The following is a 24,726-nucleotide window of genomic DNA, read 5'->3' as shown; positions in this document are numbered from 1 at the left end:
TCTTCCCAAACTATTTATAGCATATTTATTAATATTTCAGGTCTTCCCCAATTCATTTCTTCACAAACAAATCTAAGTTTTTCTTCATCCATTGTGTGTAATCCTTCTTCTAGTGAACATGAAATTGGAACTTCACAGTGAATTTGGGCTAATTGTAACGAAATATTTAAGTTCTCTAAATCACTTTCAATCTTCGTACGCTGCGCTTTTGTTAATGATTCTACATTTTCTAGTACAGCGGATACTGTTCCGTGCTCTTGAATAAGCTTATACGCTGTTTTTTCACCGATACCTTTTACCCCTGGATAATTATCACTTGTATCTCCCATGAAAGCTTTTGCATGGACGATTTGCCACGGCTCTACACCTTTTTCTTCCATGATTTTCTCCGGTGTGTAATATTCGTAATTTCCAATTCCTTTACGCAGAAGCATGACTGTAACGCTCTTATCAACAAGTTGAAGTAAATCCGTATCACCTGTTAAAATATAAACTTCAGCTTCATTGCAATATTGTTTTGCAAGCGTACCGATACAATCATCGGCTTCGTAGCCTTTCATACCGATAACTGGAATGGATAATTTTGCAGTCATTTCTTGCACTAAATCAAATTGAGGAATTAATTCTTCTGGTGGCGCTGCACGATTTGCTTTATAATTCGAGAACGATTCTGTTCTAAATGTCGTACTTCCCATATCCCAGCATGTAACGATATGTGTTGGTTCGATCGCTTGCGTAGCTGTTAATAAGTGTTTCATATAACCATGAATCCCGTTCGTAGGGGTTCCATCTTGTCGTTTCATAAATTGTCCGTAGACACTTGTTGCGTAAAAAGCACGAAATAATAGTGCCATACCATCAACTAATAATACTTTTTTCATAATTCCTCTCCTATTAAAAAAATAATAACCTTACGTTATCACGTAAGGTTATATAAATAGATTACCATTCTACGTTTTTGCTCAACTTTGTCTATTATACATTGTTTTTGTATATTTAGCATCATTAACACATTAAGACGTTCTACTACAACAAGTATGCAAGATGCCTGAATACGTATTTTTTCCAGTAGAAACAACGATAGCTTTTGCATTTCCACTAACGATATGCGAACCTTTAAAACATACATTTTCAAGCTCAAGTGGATTATAATCTTTCATCCGTTTTAATGGAATAAACCGTTTACGTTCAAGGTGATAGCAGCTCTCAAACTTCTCTATATTCGCTTCGTTTCCCGTTAATACAGACTCATTCACTAATAAATCATCTGCATAAATAATACGTACATCAGCTGGCACAGCATCTCCAGCCGAAAGAAAAATCATATCTCCAGGTACAAGTTCTTGCACAGGTATCTCCATCATTTTCAGTTCACTATTTAGCCCTGTACTACTAGAACATTCTACTCTAGATACAGTAATCGTTTCACGTTGTAATTCATCACACACACGTTGTTTTGAAAAACCTGGAATCATGCCACCTAGCTTCATCATTACTTCTGCAAGAAGTGCTCTTTTTGAAGTTAGTTCATTTCGGCCATATACTTGAATACGTTTTTGTGCCTCTTTCATTGATAGTCCGTCTCTTGTTGTTTTAAAATATGCAAATACAGATTTTACATCTCTTGTTGCAATTTCAATTAATAAATCTTTATTTTTTTGGAGCATTGTTTGTTCTTTTATTGATTTTTTACTTAGTTTATATGACGTGTTACCCACAGTTTTGTTTGCATATAACATATTATCGTCTCCTCCTTTACAACATAGGAAGAAACGCTTTGTTTCTCAATTTATCCACTTTACTGTGAAAGTGTCTCGCGCTTTATAAACGCTATATTGTGATAAATATAGAGGGAGGAACAAATCGTTTCCTGCCTACATCATATATTTTTGATTTGAAGTATATGGGTAACGGAACCGAGTCAGAATTTGACATGCTCCTCACCTCCTCGTTTAATTTTATAGTTTATAATATGAAATTACTCATAGCTTGGTAACAAAAAAGACCCCTACCCTTAAGAGAGTAGCGGCCATTACATACACAAATAAACGATTTCTAATATAATTAGAAATCTACGGACCTCTCCCTCACCGAGTTTTAGCACTGTATAGCATAGGTACATTACCAGCTACGTTAAGAAAAACCTTAATTCGATCATTCCTGTTGACCCATTGGCGTCTCTCGACATTTTTGGGCAGTAGCATTTCTCTATACAGGAGCCTCACCTAACAGAGACTTATTTTCATTACATTGAAAATGTTACTCTTATTTAAAATAGATGTCAACCGTAGCCTACAATTTTTTCAAATGGTATGGCAAACTAACGTATATAAAGTGAAACTTTAATCAGTGGGGGTTTTGTTCATCCGCCACTGATTATTAGCCCTCACCAATCGGGTTGCCCGGCAAATAGCGGGATAAAATAAAAAACTTTACGTTTAAACGTAAAGTTTTTAATAAGTTATACAACCAGCGATTACAATCCCAATTGAAAGCGATAAAAACATAAGAAAAAGACCGACTGCTTGATTATCTTCTTCGAGACTTTTGTTTATATTAAAGCGTGGTGTAAGCCACTCAGCTAAATAAAAGACGATAATTTGAGCCAAAATCCCAACTGCTCCCCACGAAATCATATCAAGAAGTGAAATTGAATTAGCTGCTGTCGAATATAAAACGATAGCTAACCCAAGTAATCGCCCTCCAAGCACATAGCTTACCGCCTTATTACCTTGAGCCATTAACTTAAATTCCTTAACTTTCGTTGTCACTTCCATCAAGAACAGACCAATACATAAAAGTCCAAGTGTTACTGCTAAATATAATAAAAAATTAATCATTTTTCCCCCTCCTTTTTATACCTACCGGTAAATAGTACGATTCATTTCCTGTAATCTTTTCTCCCGCGCGAATACCGATACTACTCGCTTTTCCAGCAATTAAAAAAGAACCAAACACATAGGACAGTTTCTCCATCCCTTTTTCTGTTTCCAAGGATACGACTGGCAGTTCTGTATACTTTTGAAATATCGGCAGTGCAGTTTTATACGTTTGATGTGCATTTTGAAGCATAATATTTTCATCCTTATCGCGAATCGTAATTGTATCTCCTTCTCTACCAAATGAAGGTTTTTGAACGAAAGAACCTTTTCCTAAAAATAAATCTGGTTCTAAATATGTAGGTAACATATATTCTTTAATCCACTGTTGTTCCTCGTTTGTATAAAAGACCTCTTCTTCTGCTAACCCCCAAATAAGACACTGAATTGATTTTGGCTGAAGTAAAAATGCTGACAAAGGATTTATTATAAAAAGCTTTCCGGCTTTTACAAGTTGCAGCAGTTCCACACCTACCAAATCTCCTGTTTCAGGATCTTGATCCTCAATTAAATCTTCTATCGGATATGTTTGGCGATATAAAACATCAATCTTCGCCCCATCTTTATCAACTAGAGCATCTTTTGTAATTCTAAGTTCTGACATTGGCACTACTTTATTTTCAACATGGCATAGCTGACTTAAATACATAGTGGTATTCCAATCCTCGATATGTTCATGATGTGCTGTAAAAACAACATTTGGATCATCTAATCCCTTTGTCGCTTCCATTACTGCTTTCGTTACACCAGAAGATAGCAATCGTTCTTGATCCGAGTTTGGATCATCATAGCCTAGATTTTCACATACTTTCCCATTCATTTGAAAACATTCCACAATAAAAGTTGGTGTATCACTATTAAACTCAAGCATTTTGATTTTGTTATCCTCTGTTACAGCAAAATCAAATCGCGAAATTACAGATTCAGGATAAAGCCCTTTCATTCTAATGAATGATAAACTCGGGGATGGAAAGCCAAGATCTAGAAGCTGTTCGTCACTTAGATTACGCAGCAGTCTAGCAGTCTTAAAAAATATTTTGCCCATTCGTTCAGTCGCTAAGTGTAATTGGTCCAAAGTCTGATTTGTTATAGAAAAAACATGAAACAAACTATACTCACATTCATATAAATCCGACCAAAAATTCGGATATTTTAAATAAAATTCTTTTCGATCCCTTATGTATTGCGACATATTTTAGCCCCCAAATCCTCCCTTTGAACCGCTTCCAATTCCACCTTTAAATTCAGTAGACGATTGATACGATTTAAACGCCGATGAATTTTTAAAAGTGGATTTATTTTGATAGTATCGCCCACCATAGAAATAATGCCCACGATAACCTGAACTACTATCATCACACTGCCATACCCCAAGTTCATCATCCCAATCCCAATCAGAACAACTATTATCATTCGGTTTTGGGGGAAGATCTTGTGCGCAACCAAATAAAGTGCCAGTCATTAAAGACGTTACGACACCACCTACTAGCCATTTCGTTTTTGTCACCTTCGCACTCCCCTTTTTAAATTCTATTCCTATTATATAGGATGGCATGATAAAGTAGAAGAAAAAGGAAGAAGAGGTATAAAATGCGCTTAGAATATCGACTTAATGATGAAACGAAAGGGTATCCTGCTTTATGGAACTACGCCAATATTTCTAATTCTGAAATTATCGCACGCATGACTTGTGAATATTTTATTAAAGAGAAAAATACTTATGTTGTTACTGCAACTTCGGTTGATCCAGACGGAACAGCAGTTATTTATATTCAAAAAGAAGTTTTCGCCAATGACCCTTCAGACCCTACATACTCCCACATCGGTTTTGAAATTAGAGAACTAAGTGAAACGAGTTCAAGCTTAGTAGATAGTCAAGATGTATGGAACTACGAAGAAATTTTACCATCTCTTCATTCAGATATTATATATATTCAGCGAGACGGCATTTCTATGGAATTCTCCTTGGATTCAAGAGAGATTGATGAAGACAGAAAGTGCTACATTTATTACGGAAACTTCACAGGTGAATCAAGATAATATTAATATATCTATGCAACAAAAAAACCTTACGTATAAAACGTAAGGTTTTTATATAGCCCCACATATGCCGTTCTCTCTAGATGTCCATAAACCTGCTCTCACAGGTGGATGCCCTCACAAATGTTTGTAACTTCCTTCTTAAAAAGATGGCATGTTAGCTACATTTAAATATTGAACTTCCATATTAAACTTATTGGTTTAAGACATGCATAAGCTACGTACACCGTAGGAATTTTATATAAGGTTAGTTGAAATAAGACCCCCCGCACGTGCCGCTCCTCGTAAATGTCCAAAAACCCGCTACTCGCAGGTGGATGCCCTCACAGTTACCGTACATCTTCCTCCATAAGGAAGGCTTGATGATGGTCGCTAAATATTGAGCTTCCGTATAACTAACATCGGTTTTAGACATAAATAAGTTACGCACACCGCAGGATGTATTATTTACTTGTCGTTATATTATCACATTGTTTCCAATGTGTAAAATACAAAGTTTTTCGAGCAATCTCTTGCTTGTGACCTTATTTTAATACAAATTATTTTTGCATGCAAGTGATTAATCTTCTTCTTTTGCAATTTGATTTTCTGGATAAGAAATCCAATCACTCCAGCTACCTGCATACAATTTAACATTTTGGAATCCAGCCAATTTTAATGCAACGATATTTGGACATGCCGTAACACCAGAACCACAATATACAATGGTTTCCTTATCTTTCGACAGATTTTGGAATCGTTCTTGTTGCCCAGCTTTATTCTTAAATTGTCCTGATTGCAACATTCCATCCTTCCAAAAATGGTTTACCGCTGTTGGAATATGTCCTGCTTTATGATCGACAAGTTCCTCTACACCAGCATAACGTTTCGGCTCTCTTGAATCAATTAATGTAACATCCGCACCTGCACGGATATTCTCTCTGACCGTTTCCATCGTTACAAGCATATGATCTTGTATATTAGCTTTGAATGTTTTTCGTATAGCAACAGGAATTTCCGCTGTTGTCGGTAGTCCATTCTCTTTCCAAGCAGGGAAACCACCATCTAATATATATACTTTCTCATGTCCTACATAGTTACATAACCACCATAAACGAGCAGCATTTGCACCAGCTTGACTGTCATACGCAATTACTGTCGTATGTTCATCAATACCAGCCTTCGAAAGCTTGTCTGCAAACTCCTCAATATTTGGTAAAGGATGGCGGCCACCATGTTCTGCTATAGGACTTGATAAATCTAAATTCAAATCAAAATATAACGCATGAGGAATATGTCCTTCTTCATACTTTTCTCTACCCCAATTAGGATTCGCTAAATCAAAACGACAATCGATTATACGGACATTCTCATCTTCTATATGCTCACGTAACCATTCGACTGTAACTATCATCTTTAACGACCTTCTTTCTCTTTCAAACGACTTACATACTCCATAACCATTTCTTCTGTAACATATTTACGCTGCAAGGTAACACCATTTTTTGCAAGATCATTAATTTGCTTCGTTACAAAATTAATGACATCAACCGAAAATTCTTTCCCATTTGACGCAAGAGATACGGCAGCTTCAATAGCTGCTTCACGCTGTGCATCTAATTGTAAACATGCTTTTACACTTTCATTTTGTTTACGAGAATGTGCTGTAATTGCTTTATGTACTTCCATCTTCTCTTCCCCCTAAATAGTTATACGTTTTTATTCAATTCCATTGCAAGCCGGATCATATCACGACATACAATCCCATTTTCAATAATCTCTTCTTCATAATGCTTCGAAAAGTAATCAAAATCAATAGAAAAAATACGAAATCCACATTTTTGATATAAAGCAAGTTGTGAAACACTAGAATTGCCTGTACCAACTTCAAGTTTTGACATACCATATCCTTTAGCAGTTTCTACAGCATGCCTTAATAGCTTCTTCCCAATCCCTTTTCCTTGCAAATGCTCTGCAACCGCAATATTCATGATTTCCATCGTCTTTGGCCTTGTTTCCAAAAGAACATATACACCGATAACGCTCCCCTCCTGCTTAGCTACGTATGTTAATCCTCTTTGTACATACGTAGCTATTTGCCGTTCACTTGGATCAGCAAGTAACAATAAAGCCTTCGGTATAGCCTCTTTTGGAATACGTTCTATTACAACAGACATAAAAAATTCCCCCTTCTCTATTGTTCTAAACCCTCCTTGTCTACCATAAATAATAGAAAGGAGGGATTCACCATGGACAACAATGAGAAAAAATGCAACGTCATCTCTATTGATGGAAAGAAGAAGAAAAGCGACACGTATTCCTATCCAAAATTAGTAGTTGAAAACAAAACATATGAATTTTCTTCATTCGTCTTATGCGGTGAAACACCAGATGGCAGACGACTCGTTCTTACTCATATGATTTCTACCGATGAATTTGCTGGATTTGTAAAATCTTTAGATACTGTACTTCAAAAGAAAATTGAACGAATCTTTTTCTCATAACGACTATATAACATAAATTTCTTTTTCAATCTCTACTAACTGCTTTTGCAATTGTTCTTTACTTTGTTCATATAGAGATACATCGATCGTTTCAGCCAATGCAAACAATATACTTTCATAATAGTTCATCACATCTTGCTGCATCACTTTTTCGAATAAATTCCACTTCATATCCCACTCTTGCTTATAATGATGAACAAATAAATGTTTTTCATCAGCTACATAGTTTGATACGAGCGGTTCTAATACAGATTTAGCGTCTTCTTGCATAAAAGCCTTGTCATTCTTTTCAAAAAAGCTTTTCTCATTTTTAAAATGTGCCAGTGCTTTTTTGAAATCTTTTATTTCAACTGAAGGGAACGGTTCTTTATGTGTAATATCTTTGTATTCATACTCCACTGTTCCATTCATAGAAATTGATTCATTTTCTACTTTACAGTTCACTACAATTTCATCCTTTGCACGCTTCATCGCTTCGTCTATCCATTTTTCAAGGCGTAATGATGTCGCACGCATTTCTTGTAATAAATCATGCTGAATAAATGCTACTAATTCCATAACACACTGTTGCAATTGTGTTTTCACATTTCCATCCGTTCGAAGTGATGCCGGATTAATAAATTCAGTAAACACATCATTATAGCGGAGGAATAGACGCTGTTGCACGTAATAAAGCAACTCTTTCACTTCATTTTGCATCGCCTGTTCTTCAGCAAGTACACTATATGAAGAAATGATATGAAGTAGTTGATCACGCTCTGCTTCATATTTTTTCGTTTGCTTCTCTTTCTCTTCATTCCCCTGCTTTGCACCCTTTATCATGTTTACTAAAAGCTGATCTGCCCCTTGCAACGCACCATATAGAGCATGCACAGAAACAAGCATTAAATCTCTCATCATAAAGGACGTAAATGATTCCTCAAACTTAGTAATCCCAGAGTTTTGTAAAATACCATACTTCTCTTTTTCAACATTCTTTCCTTGTTTCTCTTCAAGCGCACATAAACTTGAAATTGCAAATAAACGCGGATTTCTAATACCGTATTGTAGTAGCTGATCTGCGATATAACCTTTTACCATTTCAAGTTCTTCTTCAGACTCTGCTAAATCCGCCGCATTAATTAAGAAGAACATTTTATCAAGGGCAAAAGTATCCTTTACACGACCAAGCTGAATTAAAAATTCACGGTCAGCACGAGAGAATACATGGTTATAATATGTTACAAATAAAATAGCATCAGCGTTTTTAATATACTGGAATGCAACATCCGTATGGCGAGCATTGATAGAATCCGCTCCAGGTGTGTCTACAAGCGCTACTCCCTGCCTTGTTAAAGCACAATCATAATAAAGTTCCATATACTCAACGAAGCATGATTTCTCTTCATTCGCTACATAATCAGAGAACTCTTCTAATGTAACTTGTACTTGTTCTCCTAAATAAGTAGAAACTGCATCATACCCTTTTTGTACCGCTCGTAAAAAGCTAAATGTTGTTTTTTGCTTCCCAGTTGGTGAAGGATATTTCATAACTTTATCAATTTGTGCTAACGCTTCATCTAACGTAGCAATCTCATAATGAAACAGCTTATAAACAGCTTTCATATCTTCTAATAACGCTTGCTTTGATTTAAACTGAACAATTACTGTTCCATGTGGTTTTTCCTCTGTAACCGGCAAAATTTGATTAATCGTTGCCGTCGTCGGGTTTGGTGATACAGGAAGTACTTTCTCACCGAGTAAGGCATTGGCAAATGATGATTTTCCAGCACTAAATGCCCCGAATAACGCTACTGTAAATTGTTTTGTTTCTACACGTCTTCTTTTCTCTATTACCTCTTGCTGTACATGTTTCAGCGCTGGCAATGGCTCTAATATCGTTTCAGCTTTTTTCACTTTCTCTAATATCCGCTGAATATTTAACGCCGCCGTTCCTTTCAGCTCTTCTTCATGAACCGCTACGTTATCGTTTACGATTTCCTGCTCTTGTAGTGTAAATTTCTCACTAATAATTTGCTTTTCCCTTTGCAATATCTCATCTATTTGCAAACCTTCAGGCGTAGCAACATGATCGTGCCAAACATTTCGTAAATAGTCTTCATATGCCGCCAAATTGTTACTGTATTGTAATTGTGTTTCTTTCGCCGTTTGCAACATCGTATATGTTTCAATCTCTTCTTCAATACGAGCAACTGCTTCCCTCACCTTTTGCTTTAAAACGACCGCACTTTTATCAAAAATTTGCTGTGCTTTTATAAAATAACGCTTCTTTAGTTCATTCGCTACATCCGCTGTATAAAGAAGTAAGTAATCACCTGTGAAACCTGCGCCTTGTTTAATTACTTCAGCCAACATTTCTGGTCCGAAAGCAATTTCTAACCCATATATGTCTTTCCCAATTTCCTCCGTGAACAATCCTTCTTCTTTTAAGAAGGCTACAATAAATTCCTTCACATGAAAATCAAGCTGCGTTTCAACAGTCTTTTGAAGGGCAGAATAAAACGCCTCTACACGTCTTTGTTTTTCTTGCTCCGTCTTTCCTTTCGCAAATAGCAAACCGACCTTAAATTTTGTTAATTTCGTTTCTAAATACGCATTTGCCAATTCTCTCATTTCAAATGGCATTAAATAAGCGTTATCTAATATAACTTGTAAACCTTTTATAAATTCATTTCTCACATGAGATTCTTTACTTGCCTCACGATTTTTCGCTTCCGTTAACTCTTTCTTCTTTTCAACTACCTCTGAAATAGAAAGTGGTGATGCTAACTCTTCCTCATATTTCAAAAGAGCTTTTTCATTTTCAGAATCAATAAACGAGAAATGTTCCCCCATTAAATATTCTGTTTCTCGCTCCATTCCAGTCCTTACATACTGCTCTTTTTCTTTCATAATAGAAGTAATTAACGTTTCTAAGCTTCCAATTTCATTATGTGGATGGTTCATCATTCGTAATGACGTATAATATACTCCATCTACTTCAATATCCCAGTTAGAGAACGATTGCTTTACACTATCTTTATAATTCTCAAACGACAATTCATTTTCTTTATGTTTATCTATTTGATTGACAACGAGATAAACCGTTTTATTACGTTGTTTCAATTCTTTAACAAATTGCAAATTCACTTCCGATTGGACGTGATTATAATCCATCATATAAAAAATTACGTCTGCTAGATGTAGCGTTGATTCTGTCGCTAATTGATGGGCATCATCTGTTGAGTCAATCCCTGGTGTATCTACTAACATAACACCTTCAGGAATTGGCGCATCATTCCGATAAATGTGAACACCAATTACCTCATCACCATCTTTACAAATTTGTTTTAATTCTTCAGCTGAATATGCACCGTCATACTCGTACTGTTCTCCAGATTTAACCGTTACAACAACACGATCCATTCCTTTTTCAATTTTGACAACGTTAGCGCTTGTCGGAATTGGACTTGTTGGTAACAACTGCGCTTTATATAGATGATTCATCATCGTTGATTTCCCTGCAGAGAAGTGACCACAGAACGCTATCATAAGCTGTTCTTGTTTATATTTTTGAATCACCTCAAACAACTTTAAACTATTCTCTGCATCGCCGTGTTTTTGCCACTCTTCATAAAAACAAACAAGTTTTTTCATACCGTTTGTCTGTACTATGTTTGTCATCCCCTTGTTCCCCTTTATCCAAGATGTATATACTTTTCCCCGCTATTTGCGAGCTCATAACCAGTGAGAGTTACACCTACCCATTGATTACAGTTTCACTTTACTATCATACTAAATTTTCAGCATATTCTCATTAAAAATAAAAAATCCCTTTCATTCTTTTTACAAATGAAAGGGATTTTATGTCATATCACTCATTTTGCTGTTCCTACTCCATTTAAAACATACTTCGCAATAACTGCATATACAGCGACTGTACCTGCTACTAATGCATATACCATACTGATGCACCAACCTTTTTTGATAATGATTATCACTTTTGAATACATTTTATCATTAAAGAGAATCATTATCAACACTTTTCATAAAGAAAGCCCCTTATAAGAAGGAGCTTCACTGCCTGTTTTGAAGAAGATTAAAACTTGTTGTGCACTCTTATTATATCGCATCTTACATAACTTAATAGTTAAAAAAAATGGAAATCCACCCTATACCCCCCATCTTACATTTTGTATAATAAAAGGGAATTACTTAACAAGGAGGAAAATAATGACACAAAATATTTCACAAGGCGAGAGGATACACTCCATTGATATTATTAGAGGAATAGCTGTACTAGGTATTTTTCTTGTGAACTGGCCTGTTATCGCTGGGATTGACTCACGTGATATTTCAGGAGTTTATGAAGGGCTAGATAGCTATATCCGTCTAATTTACGATATGTTTATTCAAACGAAATTTTATACGATCTTTTCGTTTTTATTTGGCCTAGGCTTTTACATTTTTATGACTCGTGCTGAAGCTAAAACAGATCGACCAAAAACTTTATTTGTTCGTCGCTTACTTATTTTATTATTATTTGGCTTCTTACATTACGTTCTTTTATGGGACGGGGACATTTTACACACTTATGCAATTGCTGGATTTTTCTTGTTTTTATTTTACAAGAGCAAGCCACGTACTATTTTAATATGGGCAATCGTTTTATTAAGTATTTTTCAGTTTTTCATGCTACTCGCTGGTATTATGATTGCATTCGTTCCGAAGGCAGAGTTAGGATTTTCCCTACCTATCATGCCACTTGAAGACTGGGTGTCACAAATACAAAATCGTTTCCATGCATTTTACGCTGACGGAATTGAAATAAATGCATTCATGCTCCCAGAAACAGTTGGGCTATTTTTGCTTGGTTTATACGCCGGCAAAAAGGATATTTTCCGCCGCACGAAAGAGTTAGATCTAAAACTTAAAAAATGGCAAATTATTATGTTCCTTTTAACATTACCAATGTGGTTCTTCATGGTCCGTTACTTCTTATCAAAACCATTTTATGAACCAATTTATATGCAGGTCTTTACAATGTTTAGCGGAAAGACATTATTCATATTCTACATTTTCACGCTAATGCGTTTATTGCAAACAGAAAAATGGCAAAAGATATTACGCCCGTTCCAATACGTTGGTAGAATGGCGTTAACAAACTACATCTCGCATACAATTGTTACGTTACTTGTATTCGGACTATTGTTCAAAAATGATTATCTTGCTCCATTATGGGTAGGCCCACTATTCTGCGTCGGTTTCTACACGTTACAAATCTTTATTAGCCGCTGGTGGCTTTCACGTTATCAATACGGGCCACTTGAGTACATTTGGCGTCTTGGTACGTACGGAAAAATGATGCCACTTAAAAAGAAAAGCAAGGTCTCATAATGAGACCTTGCTTTTTTACGCTTCTCTTACCGCACTTTGCATAGACACCGGCTCTTCTTTTACTTTCACTTTACGCTGCGGCACCATATTAAATACGATATTTAAAAGTACTGCTGACGCACTTCCAAGTACAATTCCGTTATCTGTTAAAATACGAATATTTTCAGGAAGTTGTGAGAATAAAGTAGGAACGACTGTAACTCCAAGTCCGATTCCGACAGAACATGCAACGATTAATAAATTTTCTTGTTTACCAAAATCAACGCTACTTAACATTTTAATACCATATGCCATAACCATACCGAACATCGCTAACATCGCACCGCCCAGTACTGATTTCGGAATAATCGTTGTAATGGCTGCAATTTTTGGAATAAATCCAAGAACGATTAACATACCACCACAAGTATAAATAATAACGCGATTTCTTACTCCAGTTAATTGAACAAGTCCTACGTTTTGAGAGTATGTTGTATATGGGAACGCGTTGAAAATGCCACCTAACACCATCGCTAATCCTTCTGCGCGATAGCCTTTTGTTAATTCTTTTTCACCGATTTTTTTATTGCAAATATCAGATAATGCAAAGTATACACCCGTTGCTTCTACAATCCCTACGCAAGCAACTAAAATCATCGTAATAATTGGTGTTAATTCAAATGTTGGTGTACCGAAGTAAAATGGTTGAATACCGTGGAACCAATCCGCCTCTCCAACCGCTTGCAAACTTACTTTCCCCATAAACGCTGCAACGATAGTACCGAACAACAAACCTAATAGAATAGAAATGGAACGGATAAATCCATCAAAGAAACGATACATAATGATGATAAATAATAACACTCCAAATGCTAACGCTAAGTTTTCAAGACTTCCAAAATCTTTGCTTCCTACTCCGCCAGCCATATCATTAATAGCAGCTGGAACAAGTGTAACTCCAATTACTGTAACGACAGATCCTGTTACAACAGGTGGAAATAGTTTTACAAGTTTTCCAAATAATTTCGCAAAAATAACAACGAATAACCCAGCTGCAATAATTGCTCCATAAATTGAAGACACACCGTATTGTTTCCCGATTGCAATCATCGGTCCAACGGCTGTAAATGTACAACCAAGCACAACTGGAAGCCCAATACCGAAAAAGCGATTTGATAATGCTTGTAAAATTGTCGCAACGCCGCACATTAATAAATCAATTGAGACTAAATATGTTAACTCTTTTTGATTCAAACCAAGTCCACCGCCCACAATAAGCGGAACGATAATTGCTCCAGCATACATTGCAAGCATATGCTGCATGCCGAGCGATGCAATTTTAAATGGATGCTGCTTCATCGTTTATTTCACCTCCGCAGTTTCTTGCTGTACAAATGTAACTGTGCCGTTATCAAGTGATGCAATTTCTGCTAGTGATTCAACACGAACGCCTTGTTCACGAAGCTTCTTTCCTCCATCTTGAAATGCTTTTTCAATAACAATTCCAATTCCTGCAATACTCGCTCCGGCTTGCTCTACTAAACTCATTAAACCTAAAGCAGCCTGACCGTTTGCTAAAAAGTCATCGATGATTAATACACGATCATTTTCATCGATATGATTTCGAGATAATGAAATTTCATTTGTTTCTTGTTTTGTAAATGAATATACGTTTGCAACGTACATATTATCTTGTAACGTTAACGATTTACGTTTTCGTGCAAAAATTACTTTTACACCAAGCTCTAATGCAGCCATAACTGCTGGTGCAATGCCTGAAGATTCAATCGTCACGATTTTTGTAATGTTCTCTTCTTTAAAACGTTTAGCAAATTCTTTTCCGATTTCTTGCATAAGTACTGGATCAATTTGATGATTTAAAAAAGCATCTACCTTTAATACGTCACCAGATAAAACCTTTCCTTCGTTCAAAATCTTTTCTTGTAATACTTTCATATTTGTTCCCCCTCTTATGCAATAAAAAAACTCCAAAAGCCGCCACCACTCGTTACAAGTGAGAGACGCGCTTTTGGAGTTTCGCAAAAAAAGAATGCTAAACAAGCAATTATATTCGTCCTCACTCATAGTCAAAGTATTTACGGTACTTCGGTAGAAACTTGCAGGCCATATCCCCGCGATTATATGAGTGTAGCTAACTATTTATTTTATAGAAGGATTATAACGTACTTTTTATGCTTTGAAAAGCATTTATCAAAAAAACACGTACAAATTTTTAAAAACCACTATCTTTGTTCGAGTTTTGCAAACTCTTTCATTCCCAATTACAACTTCGTTAAAATGATTGGCCCATCTTTTGTAATCGCAATTGTATGCTCATATTGAGCTGATAATTTCCCGTCCATCGTTCGTACAGTCCACCCATTTAAATCTACTTTAGAATATCGCATACCTATATTTACAATCGGTTCAATTGTAATTACCATTCCTTCTTGTAACTGAGGTCCTTGTCCTTGTTTCCCAAAATGAAAAATTGCTGGTTCTTCATGAATCTCTTTACCAATCCCATGTCCCGTAAAGTCTCTTGCGACAGAAAAACCTTCATTTGTTACATAACTTTCAATTGCATAGCCAATGTCTCCTACATGATTACCAATTACCGCCTGATCAATCCCTTTATACAAAGCATTCTCAGCTACTAACAACAACTTTTCTGCTTCATCAGAAACTTTTCCAACTCTATACGTCCAAGCAGAATCTGAAAGACTCCCATTTAAGTTTACTACCGTGTCAATTGTTACAATATTACCCTCAGTTAAAGGAACATCGGCTGGAAACGCATGACACATTTCATCGTTTACAGATGCACATATCGCATATGGATACCCGTTGTAACCTTTCTGTTCAGATGTGGCACCATGCTTTTTTAAATACATTTCAACAAACGTATCAATCTCTTGTGTCGTTATACCTGGCTTTATCATTTTCGCAATTTCTTTATGACATGAAGCAAGTAATTTTCCAGATTCATGCATCAAATCTATTTCATTTTTCGTTTTAATTGTAATCATACTACCTCTACCTTTCCTTGCTAAACCTACTATTTACTACTAAACTTCTATCATACACACCCTCTACCAAAATTTCAAAACTCTCAATTACAACAAGTAAAAAAATATGTATCATATATTTCTAAATCAAAATAAAAAAACAGAAGATCCCTCTGTTTTTTAATCACGTTTACATATATAGTTCATTTTCAAGAACTCAAAACAACCACCATTTGTTTTCTGTATAAACGTTCCAACCGCTTCAAATCCCGCCCTTTTATACACTTTTATCGCTCTCTCATTAAATGTCGCTACTGATAGTGTTATATATTTGCATCCGTATTTTTCTTTGCTAAAAGCTAGTCCAGCATTCACGAACTGTAAACCAAATCCATTGCCAGTTATATCAGGTCTCATTCCAAGTCCTATATCAACCGTTCCATTATTTATTTTACAAACCGTAAAGAACCCAATGAGAGTACCATTTTCTTTCACAGAAAACACATGATTCCCTCTACTCTCACCCTCTAAAAACTCAGCTAAATCTTCTTCATCTGCCTCTATATCGTAAAAGGAATATTCCCCTTTATAATGCCAGTTATATGCAATCTCTTCCGCCTCTTCTTGCGTCATTACTGTATATGTATAAACCATCTTCTATCCCCCTATAAAAAAAAGCTGCAAGTAAGCAGCTCTTTTTTATAACTCATAAATTTCTTTATACTTCACTTCTAAATAATCTGCTAAGTAATTTGCATTTAACCCTTCGCCTGTTACATCTTCTAAAATTTCAAGTGGCTTTTTCGTTTTACCATATTGGTGAATATGTTCTGTTAACCATTCACGAATTGGTGTTACGTTTCCTTCTTCTAATAATGCATCAAAGTTCGGAATGTCTTTTAACATTCTTTGCTTAAATTGCGCTGCATACATGTAACCAAGCGCATAAGATGGGAAGTATCCAAATGAGCCACCAGCCCAGTGAACATCTTGCAATACACCTTGCGCATCATTTTCCGGACGAATTCCTAAATATGCTTCCATCTTATCATTCCAAGCTGCTGGTAAGTCCTTCACTTGTAATGTACCATCAAATAATTCTTTCTCTAATTCATAACGCACCATAACATGAAGCGGGTATGTAAGCTCATCTGCTTCTATACGAATGAATGACGGCTTCGATTCGTTAATTGCATCATAAAATTCATCGACTGACATATCATCAAATTGACCATTGCTATACTCTTTTAATAAATCATAATTTTTCTTCCAGAATGATTTATTACGGCCGATAAAGTTCTCAAAGAATAACGATTGTGACTCATGAATACCCATAGATGTTCCACTACATAACGGTGTACCTTCAAATTTCTCTGCAATATTTTGTTCATATACAGCATGACCACATTCATGAATTGTTCCAAACACAGCCATGCGGAAATCCTTTTCGTCATAGCGTGTCGTAATACGAACATCCCCTCTATTTAATGTAATCTCGAATGGATGTACTGTTTCATCAAGACGGCCTGCTTCAAAGTCATAATTCAATTGCTTTAATAGTTCTAATGTAAAGTTCTTTTGTTTTTCTTTTGAAAATTTTTCCGATAAAGCACTTGTTTTTAATCCTTTTTTAGACTCAGAGATTTCTTTTACAAGCGGCACGATGCGCTCACGAAGTTGACCAAATACGTGATCTAAAACTTCTACTGTAATACCTGGCTCATACATGTCTAATAATGTATTGTATTTATATGTTTCGTAACCCCAATATGTAATAAATTTCTTTTTAAATTCAACAATTTTTTCTAAGTACGGGCGGAACATTTCGAAATCAGATTTTTCACGAGCTTCTTCCCACACACTTTCCGCTTTCGCTTCTAATTTCACATACGCTTCATATTCCGCTTGTGGAATTTTTTTATTTCTATCATATTCTTTCCGACACTCTTCAACCATTTTCTTCGTCGTTTCAGAAAGTTTGTCTTCACTTATTAAAGCTTCAAGCTCTGCTAAATAATTTCCCATCTCATCTGAAGTCGACATAGCAAACACTTCCGATGAAAGCATACCAATTACTTCTGAGCGCTGGTCCACACCTTTTTTAGGTGCACCTGTTCTTAAGTCCCAAAACATTAAGCTTAATGCTTCTCCGTAATTTTGTATCTTCTTCACGTATGTTAAAAATTGTTTTTCTACTTCATATGTAGCTACTGTCATTGTATAAAAACCTCCTTTTTCTACCTCAAACTTAATTCGACATGAAAATCTAATTTCCTTTTATAATAGAAAAAAAGCTTGGCAAGCGCCAAGCTTTCTCCTTATAATTCTTTACCTTCTACTGGTAGTACGTTTTTCACCGCTTCTATCACTTTCTCATCTTCTGTATCAGATAAGAAGATTGATATAGCACCTTTATCGTCGCTCGTACGAATTAAACGGCCAATCCCTTGACGAAGACGTAAAATCATATACGGTACATCTACATCCCAGAATGGATCATTTACATGTTTACGCTTCGCTTCAAACACAGGATCGTTTGGAGGGAATGGTAATGACCAAATGATAACATGTGATAATGATGAACCAGGAATATCTAAACCTTCCCATAAATGAACGGCACAAAGTACAGTCTCTTCTTCATTTTGGAAACGAGAAACGAGCTGACTAATTTCTTGATCCCCTTCATATAAGAACGGAACTGACATTTGTTCTTTACTTACATATTCTTTAAACGCTGCAAGTTCTTGCGTTGTACGGAATAATACAAGTGTACGTCCGTTTGTTTTCTGTATATTTTCAAGTGTATATTGACACTTTCTTTCCCACTCATTTTCTTTCGTATGCGATAGTAAGTTTACTGCCATTTGCTCTTCATAATCAAATGGTGAGGCAACTGAGAATGATAAGTAATCTTTTACCCCTAGGCTATTTGCTGTAAATGCGAATGAATCGTTATTAGATAATGTAGCAGATGAGAAGATATACGGGATTTTCTTCGAGAATACTTTCTCTTGTAATACTTCTTCAACTGCACGTGGCATAATTACTAACGTGAAGGCTCCATCACCTTCTTCACCCCATGTAATTACATTTTTCTCATGCATGAATAGACGAAGTGAATGTTCTAATACATCTAAATGTTCATCAACGATATTTAAATCATACGTATTTACTGTATGCATTTCACTTTCAAATACTAACGCATCACCGACTTCACCAATTTTCGCATAAAGTCGTTTTGCTTCAGCTGTTACTTTTTCTGTCACAGTAATTTCTAAACGATCAGAACCAGCAATTTCTTTTTTGTTTTCTTGTAACACATCAAAGAATCGCTCTGTTTGCCAAATTGTTTCTTCTACTAAATGTGCAAACTCTTCACGAATATCGTTTTGTAATAATCTCGTTAAAAGTTGCTCCATCATCGTTTGCTTTAAACGATATGTTAAAGCTTTTTGAGCTGCATATTCTACAAGATGTCCTTCATCGAATACAACACAGCTACTTTCTGGTAATAACGGAATTTGCCCTTCACGCTTACGAGCATCGTACGTCCAAATATGATCCATATAGAAATCTTGAGAACAAATAATTAAATCTGCTGCTTTACGATAATGTTCACGAGAAAGAGTTTGTCCACAACGATGACGAGAATCACAAGTAAAGCAATCTTGGAAGTAATCCCAATTTACTTTTGACCATTCTTCGTCATTTAAAAGTGGAAATTCTTTTCTGTCACCATAGTGAGTAAAGTTTTGCATTGTACCATGATCAAATACGAATTGTGGTAATTCATAATATACGTCTTCAATTACTTCTGGAGCTCGTCCACTCATAACATCTTCAAGTTTACGTAAGCATAAATAATTATCCATTGATTTTGCAAGCCTTACATCAACAGATAGCCCTAATGCTTCAGATAACTTAGCAATGTCCCCTTCTTCTTTCACAAGCTGCTCAATTAACGTTTCATCTGCACAAGCAATAATAGCTGGTTTCCCAGTATAACGCGCGTAACAAATTGCATATAGAAGATATACAATTGTTTTCCCTGTTCCTACACCAGCTTCTGCGAACATAACTTTCTTTTCTTGGAAAGCGCGTTCTAACTGAAACGCCATAAAAATTTGTTCATCACGCTCTTCAAAGCCTTTTTCCGGAAGGATGTCGTAAAACACATCTCCAATCCACTCATTCAACTTATCATAAAAATTATCTTGTTTTCCTACTTCAAATGGTAATCTCTTCTCAGTAAACATCCTTAGCCTCCAACCAAAAAGTTTTTCTATAAAAAGATAATAGCAACCGCTACTCATATGTGTGCAGCCACTTTCCCCTGTTGCAATACATAGAAATTCACGAAAAAAAATTTTCCTTTCGAAAAAGGAAAATTTTCTTCTATATTAATGACTTTAAATACCGTTTATCAATCGCTGTTTCATGTGAAAGAGCTGACAAATATTCTTCTTGTGCTTTTTGTATTTCATCTACAATCGCACCTTGACTATCCACTTCTTTTCCGAGCTCATCATACGTACGGTGAATAGCTTTTTGAATCATTGATAATTGGAAATTATCCATATCACTTCCTCCTTTACGCATTACATAATAGCCAGTATATGCGCGCTGGAGGAGTTTTATACTATGAATTGCGCGGTGGACGTTTTCCGAAGTATTGGTAGTAATCTGTACGGATAAATCCGTTAAACAGTTTACGCTTCTTCGACGCATCTTTTCCGTAACACTTCTCAAATGCTTCATAGCTTGTTAATACATATGCTGACCATGTATCTAATGGGCGGAATACTTGTCCCATTTCTTTGTACAGTTGTTCAACGAGTGCTTTTTCACTTAAACGTTCTCCGTATGGAGGATTCGTTACAACGTAGCCATAATCCTCTTTTGTTGTGAAATCTTTTACTTGCATTTGTTTAAATGTAATTAAATCGCCCAAGCCTACTTCTTCTGCGTTATCTTGAGCAACTCGAATCATACGATGATCAATATCGGATCCAATGATTTGTAATTGTTGATCATAGTTCGCTAAATCTTCAGCTTCTTGACGAGCTTCACGCCAGTTTTGTTTACCTACCCAGCCCCACTCGTCAGATGCGAAACCACGGTTAAATCCTGGTGCAATGTTTTGTCCAATTAATGCTGCTTCAATCGGAATTGTACCTGATCCACAGAATGGATCAACAAATGGACGATCTGGCTTCCAGTTTGTTAATTTAATTAAAGACGCAGCTAATGTTTCTTTTAACGGAGCTTCCCCTTGATCCATACGGTATCCACGTTTATGAAGTCCAACACCGCTCGCATCAATTGTTAATGTTGCAATATCCTTTAGCATTGCAATCTCGATACGGAATAACGGACCATCTTCTTCAAACCAAGTTGTACGTTTATATGTTGTTTTTAATTTTTCAACGACAGCTTTTTTAACGATACGTTGGCAATCCGAAACACTGAATAATTCAGATTTTAAAGATTTACCAATAACAGGGAATTCGCCATTCTCTGGAATATAATCTCCCCAGTTTAATGCTTTCGTTTTTTCAAATAGCTCATCAAATGTTGTTGCTTTAAATTCGCCAACTTTAATTTTTACACGGTCCGCAGTACGTAACCATAAATTCGTGCGACAAATCGCCTTTTCATCTGCTTCAAATGTTACTTTGCTGTTTTCTACTTGACATTCATAACCAAGATCGCGAACTTCTCGGGCAACTAACGCTTCAATACCCATTGCCGCTGTTGCAATTAAAGTAACTTTTCCCATTTGCATTCACCTCTTATGTATATTCAAACAATAATTAATAGCAATTGGTCCTATTAATCATTACATTTTACGAAAAATTTTCTCATTAACCATTTTAACTCATACTTTATAACTTCATACAAATAAAAAGCCCTCCTCTAACAAAGGAGAGCTGAGTTATTTCATAGTTGGTTCATAACGTTCTGTAAGCCATGTTCTGTTCCTTTGTACTACAAACGGCCCACGCCTCGTACTCCGGTGGCAATCATCTATCTACAGGTTATAAAACCTGTCCTTTCCCGTCGTTCATTTCCTTGGAAAAGATTCCCCTACCATTATTTGGGTTTCTCGCTCGTGGGGTTTACCTCGTTCCACTCCTATCATTTCTTCAAGGACTTCGTCACTGTGGCACTTTAAAGGTAGTCAAACCATATCCGAAAGGACTTAGGTTTTTTCCCTGCCGTTAAACCAGCCTTACAGCCAGAATACCCTAGCTTATGAATTGGCTAGGCACGAACACTACAGCCATCTCAGGCCGTGCGAGCATGGACTTTCCTCTACAACGTTGGCGTTGCAGCGATTACCCAAACGTTATGACATCCATTAGTATAGTGGAAACAAAAAGATTTTGCAACGTTTTTTTCTATGTAAAATGCTTAAACCTTTTCCCACCTTACATCATTCGTATAACTTACTTCCAAATACAGCTTTTTCTAAGTTAGATAAGCGTTTTAAAATATCCGTATTCGTGTTGTTATAAACTGGTTGTGCAACTGGTGTTTGTACAGGTTGTTGTGGAACTTGCGTTACTGCTAGTTTTTGTTCCTCTAATTCACGCTTTAAACGAGCATTTTGTTGCTTTAATTGCTCAAACTCTTTGTGGAAAGCTTCATAGTCTTTAATGATCATATCAAGAAACTTGTCTACTTCTTCTTGCTGATAACCTCTCATACCTGTTTTAAATTCTTTTTCTAAAATATCTTTCGCTGTTAATTTAATTTTATCCGAAATCATTTTCTTCACCTCAAATTTTTACCAAAACTTTCATTAACTAAATTTTTTCAGAAACAATGCTTTTTGTCAATCATATATACGAGTACTATATTACATATTTACTCTGCATTATTCCACTGTTCCTCTTCTATTATATCTTGTAAATCAGAAAAAAGAATGAAATAACTGTGATAATTTTCTATTTCTCCTTTTTTCTTTGCTGCTTCTACAATATATTTGGGACTTCCTGGTTTTTCTTCATCATATACCGCTAAAAGCGCATCACTTTTTTCAATAAAAAAGTGATTTTTTAATTTAAATTGCTCTGGACTTTCATACTTCCGTTTCGTGATACTATCAACATGGTCTGCTTGAGAAAGGATAAATTCGTAATATTCACGATTATCTTCTTTCCAATTTTCTTCTTGTTCTAAAAACGGAGTGAATACCGCTAATTTTAAATCTGGATATTCTACTTGAATTTCAAAAACAACTTCAGCAGCCCATAATTCTACACCTAATTGGCCACTTATTATAACCCACTCTAAACCATCTTCTACAAAATTGGTTAATTTACGGTGTAACGCTTTCTTTATACACTCCACCCCTGGATGATCATTTTTAAATATTCCAAGTTCAAATGGCTTATATCCTGTTACTGCAATAACTTTCATATCAACACTCCAATTACAAAAAAAGAACTAGCATTTCGCTAGTTCTAACATATCATTTACTTTTTAAACATTCCACCAACGTTTGGTCCGATATTTGGACCGAATGGTGATACGTTTGGTCCAATATTCGGTCCGAATGGTGATACGTTTGGTCCAAACGGAGATACATTTGGTCCTGGACCAAATGGTGATACGTGATGTCCATGATGTCCATGATGTCCATGACCACACGGTCCACATCCGCCACCGAATCCTGGGTCGATTGGGTCCACAACATTTACATTTGAATTTGTTTGTGGGAAGAAGTTTTGGTTTTTAATTTGTTGATGATGTACATGTGTTGTATGTGTTGGGAAAATGTGTGGCACCACCGTTGTTGAAAAAGAGTGTGTTACGCATTGTTTCGTCGGATGAATGACAGGAGCAGTCGTACAAATAGGTCCTGTAGGCTTATGCCCTCCAAAGCAAGGATGACAATGATGCATAGTTTTTTCTCTCCTCTCTCGTTAAAAAAATCTGATTACACTTTACAGTATGAGAAAAGAGAGAAAGCCGTTTGTTATATATACCCATTTATTACAAGGAAATTTGTCTAGTCCTTTATTTCATTTACATTGTTTTTATAGACAATCCTTCAACATCACTTACCAAAAAAGCCTCCAACTTGCTTTACAATACCTGTCACTTGATTCATCGCATTCATCATTTGTCCAGCTGTATTCATCATTTTATTTACATCATAGTTACCATCTGATGTTTTAAATTGAGAAACAAAACTAGAAAACTGGCTTGGCTGTTGTTGCTTTTGCTTACCCTGCGTCGGGTACGGTTGTTTTGGTGGATAAAACATCGCTTGTTGATTAGCATACGGCGATGGTGGTGGCATATAATATTGCGAATTCATATAAGGCTGCTGCTGTGGTTGATTCATGTATGGTTGCTGAGCTTGTGATTGTTGAGCTTGATTCACATAAGGTTGCTGCTGTTGTGGTTGTTGAGCTTGATTCATAAAGGACACTTCAAACGGTTGATAATAATTTTGATTTCCATAATAAGGCTCGAAAGGATACATATTATACCGTAAATATGTATCCGTATTATATTGGTACATATTTTGCTGTGCATATGGATTCGTTTGCTGGTATACGTTAGGTTGTTGAAACATGCATTCTCTCCTCCTTCACATAAGTTTCTACATATATAATATGTACCTATAAAATAATATGTGTGATGGAATATATGTCTATTTTTGTCGGAAGTTTAAATTTTTAAAAAATTAAAAAAGAAAACCCTTCCATGCTATGATAATTAAGAAGAAGATTCTCATGGGGGAGGAATCAACATGGTATTAGGGGATTTAAAACAAGCGTTTTCTCAAAAAAAGGGGTATTGCACAGAGAATGCAAATGAATTATTAGACTTTGCGAGACATTGGTATCTCGAAGGAAAAATATGCATATCAGATTATCGAACATTAATAAAAGAATTAGAAATAAACGGCGCAACAAAACCTACAACAATGACAGAAGCATAAAA

26 protein-coding genes, 3 other RNA genes and 2 riboswitches are annotated in these 24,726 nt (G+C 35.9%); of the genes, 4 read left to right on the top strand and 25 right to left on the bottom strand.

Annotated features, from left to right (window positions below; all coding sequences use genetic code 11):
* Window positions 1-14: 14 nt before the first annotated feature.
* From ACQGSG_RS01695 to ACQGSG_RS01675, 5 genes are all read right to left on the bottom strand, one after another.
* Window positions 15-881, bottom strand: coding sequence for a 5'-3' exonuclease (locus ACQGSG_RS01695; protein WP_000757075.1), 867 nt, complete (start codon window positions 879-881; stop codon window positions 15-17).
* Window positions 882-1,013: 132 nt separating this feature from the next.
* Complete coding sequence (locus tag ACQGSG_RS01690; RefSeq protein WP_000964949.1) at window positions 1,014-1,739, bottom strand: cation-transporting P-type ATPase; 726 nt, start codon at window positions 1,737-1,739, stop codon at window positions 1,014-1,016.
* A gap of 335 nt (window positions 1,740-2,074) precedes the next feature.
* A riboswitch (M-box (ykoK) riboswitch) is annotated at window positions 2,075-2,240 on the bottom strand.
* A gap of 213 nt (window positions 2,241-2,453) precedes the next feature.
* Complete coding sequence (locus ACQGSG_RS01685) at window positions 2,454-2,840, bottom strand: DUF350 domain-containing protein (RefSeq protein WP_000606857.1); 387 nt, start codon at window positions 2,838-2,840, stop codon at window positions 2,454-2,456.
* The gene (locus ACQGSG_RS01680) at window positions 2,833-4,071 is read right to left on the bottom strand and encodes a glutathionylspermidine synthase family protein (protein WP_325842253.1); all 1,239 of its coding nucleotides are present in this window, start codon (window positions 4,069-4,071) and stop codon (window positions 2,833-2,835) included. Before ACQGSG_RS01680 ends, ACQGSG_RS01685 begins: the two co-directional genes overlap by 8 nt.
* 3 nt (window positions 4,072-4,074) lie before the next feature.
* Window positions 4,075-4,386, bottom strand: a complete 312-nt coding sequence (locus ACQGSG_RS01675; RefSeq protein WP_000169031.1) for a hypothetical protein — start codon at window positions 4,384-4,386, stop codon at window positions 4,075-4,077.
* A gap of 83 nt (window positions 4,387-4,469) precedes the next feature.
* Here ACQGSG_RS01675 and ACQGSG_RS01670 point away from each other — a divergent pair, with 83 nt between their 5' ends.
* Window positions 4,470-4,919 (top strand): hypothetical protein, encoded by a 450-nt coding sequence (locus ACQGSG_RS01670; RefSeq protein WP_001235520.1) that lies wholly within the window; start codon window positions 4,470-4,472, stop codon window positions 4,917-4,919.
* A 54-nt stretch (window positions 4,920-4,973) separates the two neighbouring features.
* On the opposite strand, the gene ssrS (ACQGSG_RS01665) is transcribed toward ACQGSG_RS01670, so the two are convergent.
* The 5 genes from ssrS (ACQGSG_RS01665) to ACQGSG_RS01645 all read right to left on the bottom strand — a co-directional run bounded on the left by ssrS (ACQGSG_RS01665) (window position 4,974) and on the right by ACQGSG_RS01645 (window position 7,075).
* A non-coding RNA gene (gene ssrS / locus ACQGSG_RS01665) (6S RNA) lies at window positions 4,974-5,157 on the bottom strand.
* A 21-nt stretch (window positions 5,158-5,178) separates the two neighbouring features.
* Window positions 5,179-5,362: non-coding RNA, 6S RNA (gene ssrS / locus ACQGSG_RS01660), on the bottom strand.
* A 116-nt stretch (window positions 5,363-5,478) separates the two neighbouring features.
* A complete protein-coding gene (locus ACQGSG_RS01655) occupies window positions 5,479-6,312 on the bottom strand; it encodes a sulfurtransferase (RefSeq protein ID WP_000637562.1) in 834 nt (277 codons plus the stop codon).
* Window positions 6,313-6,314: 2 nt separating this feature from the next.
* Window positions 6,315-6,587 (bottom strand): YpbS family protein, encoded by a 273-nt coding sequence (locus ACQGSG_RS01650; protein WP_000451810.1) that lies wholly within the window; start codon window positions 6,585-6,587, stop codon window positions 6,315-6,317.
* Window positions 6,588-6,607: 20 nt separating this feature from the next.
* Window positions 6,608-7,075, bottom strand: coding sequence for a GNAT family N-acetyltransferase (locus tag ACQGSG_RS01645; protein WP_000117684.1), 468 nt, complete (start codon window positions 7,073-7,075; stop codon window positions 6,608-6,610).
* 72 nt (window positions 7,076-7,147) lie between these two features.
* Here ACQGSG_RS01645 and ACQGSG_RS01640 point away from each other — a divergent pair, with 72 nt between their 5' ends.
* Entirely contained in the window at window positions 7,148-7,402 is a 255-nt protein-coding gene (locus ACQGSG_RS01640; protein WP_000369740.1) for a DUF3931 domain-containing protein, read from the top strand.
* A 3-nt stretch (window positions 7,403-7,405) separates the two neighbouring features.
* Here ACQGSG_RS01640 and ACQGSG_RS01635 read toward each other — a convergent pair whose 3' ends face one another.
* Complete coding sequence (locus ACQGSG_RS01635) at window positions 7,406-11,065, bottom strand: dynamin family protein (RefSeq protein ID WP_214631794.1); 3,660 nt, start codon at window positions 11,063-11,065, stop codon at window positions 7,406-7,408.
* 194 nt (window positions 11,066-11,259) lie between these two features.
* On the bottom strand, window positions 11,260-11,424 hold the full coding sequence (locus tag ACQGSG_RS01630; RefSeq protein WP_171902527.1) for a hypothetical protein: 165 nt from the start codon (window positions 11,422-11,424) through the stop codon (window positions 11,260-11,262).
* Between the two features lie 190 nt (window positions 11,425-11,614).
* On the opposite strand from ACQGSG_RS01630, the gene ACQGSG_RS01625 reads away from it, so the two are divergent.
* The gene (locus ACQGSG_RS01625) at window positions 11,615-12,778 is read left to right on the top strand and encodes a DUF418 domain-containing protein (protein ID WP_000193090.1); all 1,164 of its coding nucleotides are present in this window, start codon (window positions 11,615-11,617) and stop codon (window positions 12,776-12,778) included.
* A 15-nt stretch (window positions 12,779-12,793) separates the two neighbouring features.
* Here ACQGSG_RS01625 and pbuX read toward each other — a convergent pair whose 3' ends face one another.
* The 13 genes from pbuX to ACQGSG_RS01560 all read right to left on the bottom strand — a co-directional run bounded on the left by pbuX (window position 12,794) and on the right by ACQGSG_RS01560 (window position 24,355).
* A complete protein-coding gene (gene pbuX, locus ACQGSG_RS01620; protein ID WP_000809222.1) occupies window positions 12,794-14,116 on the bottom strand; it encodes a xanthine permease PbuX in 1,323 nt (440 codons plus the stop codon).
* Between the two features lie 3 nt (window positions 14,117-14,119).
* Entirely contained in the window at window positions 14,120-14,713 is a 594-nt protein-coding gene (locus ACQGSG_RS01615; protein ID WP_000866483.1) for a xanthine phosphoribosyltransferase, read from the bottom strand.
* Window positions 14,714-14,821: 108 nt separating this feature from the next.
* Window positions 14,822-14,923: riboswitch (purine riboswitch) on the bottom strand.
* A gap of 116 nt (window positions 14,924-15,039) precedes the next feature.
* Window positions 15,040-15,786, bottom strand: a complete 747-nt coding sequence (locus ACQGSG_RS01610; RefSeq protein WP_000628416.1) for a type I methionyl aminopeptidase — start codon at window positions 15,784-15,786, stop codon at window positions 15,040-15,042.
* A gap of 159 nt (window positions 15,787-15,945) precedes the next feature.
* Window positions 15,946-16,419 carry a GNAT family N-acetyltransferase gene (locus ACQGSG_RS01605; RefSeq protein WP_000263212.1) on the bottom strand — a complete coding sequence of 158 codons (474 nt, stop codon included), beginning with the start codon at window positions 16,417-16,419 and terminating at the stop codon, window positions 15,946-15,948.
* Window positions 16,420-16,464: 45 nt separating this feature from the next.
* Entirely contained in the window at window positions 16,465-17,982 is a 1,518-nt protein-coding gene (ypwA, locus tag ACQGSG_RS01600) for a carboxypeptidase (RefSeq protein WP_000215064.1), read from the bottom strand.
* Window positions 17,983-18,083: 101 nt separating this feature from the next.
* The gene (locus ACQGSG_RS01595; protein ID WP_000493698.1) at window positions 18,084-20,021 is read right to left on the bottom strand and encodes an ATP-dependent DNA helicase; all 1,938 of its coding nucleotides are present in this window, start codon (window positions 20,019-20,021) and stop codon (window positions 18,084-18,086) included.
* A gap of 139 nt (window positions 20,022-20,160) precedes the next feature.
* On the bottom strand, window positions 20,161-20,343 hold the full coding sequence (locus ACQGSG_RS01590) for a DUF3921 domain-containing protein (protein WP_000368570.1): 183 nt from the start codon (window positions 20,341-20,343) through the stop codon (window positions 20,161-20,163).
* A 61-nt stretch (window positions 20,344-20,404) separates the two neighbouring features.
* A complete protein-coding gene (locus ACQGSG_RS01585) occupies window positions 20,405-21,544 on the bottom strand; it encodes a THUMP domain-containing class I SAM-dependent RNA methyltransferase (RefSeq protein WP_000521223.1) in 1,140 nt (379 codons plus the stop codon).
* A gap of 180 nt (window positions 21,545-21,724) precedes the next feature.
* An RNA gene (rnpB, locus tag ACQGSG_RS01580) (RNase P RNA component class B) lies at window positions 21,725-22,115 on the bottom strand.
* Window positions 22,116-22,201: 86 nt separating this feature from the next.
* On the bottom strand, window positions 22,202-22,537 hold the full coding sequence (gene gpsB, locus ACQGSG_RS01575) for a cell division regulator GpsB (RefSeq protein WP_000622431.1): 336 nt from the start codon (window positions 22,535-22,537) through the stop codon (window positions 22,202-22,204).
* Between the two features lie 98 nt (window positions 22,538-22,635).
* Window positions 22,636-23,190: a DUF1273 domain-containing protein gene (locus tag ACQGSG_RS01570; RefSeq protein ID WP_000862911.1), complete on the bottom strand. Its 555-nt coding sequence runs from the start codon at window positions 23,188-23,190 to the stop codon at window positions 22,636-22,638.
* A 56-nt stretch (window positions 23,191-23,246) separates the two neighbouring features.
* Window positions 23,247-23,675 (bottom strand): CotD family spore coat protein, encoded by a 429-nt coding sequence (locus ACQGSG_RS01565; RefSeq protein ID WP_000546268.1) that lies wholly within the window; start codon window positions 23,673-23,675, stop codon window positions 23,247-23,249.
* A 155-nt stretch (window positions 23,676-23,830) separates the two neighbouring features.
* Window positions 23,831-24,355: a YppG family protein gene (locus tag ACQGSG_RS01560; RefSeq protein ID WP_000487626.1), complete on the bottom strand. Its 525-nt coding sequence runs from the start codon at window positions 24,353-24,355 to the stop codon at window positions 23,831-23,833.
* 177 nt (window positions 24,356-24,532) lie between these two features.
* On the opposite strand from ACQGSG_RS01560, the gene ACQGSG_RS01555 reads away from it, so the two are divergent.
* Entirely contained in the window at window positions 24,533-24,724 is a 192-nt protein-coding gene (locus ACQGSG_RS01555; RefSeq protein ID WP_000242652.1) for a YppF family protein, read from the top strand.
* The last annotated feature ends 2 nt before the right edge of the window (window positions 24,725-24,726 follow it).

The sequence above is a fragment of the Bacillus sp. GMa5/1 genome, from assembly GCF_050172015.1.
Taxonomy (GTDB): Bacteria; Bacillota; Bacilli; order Bacillales; family Bacillaceae_G; genus Bacillus_A; species Bacillus_A cereus.
Note: the sequence above shows the minus strand (reverse complement) of the source record. Positions and strands in the feature narration are given on the sequence as shown.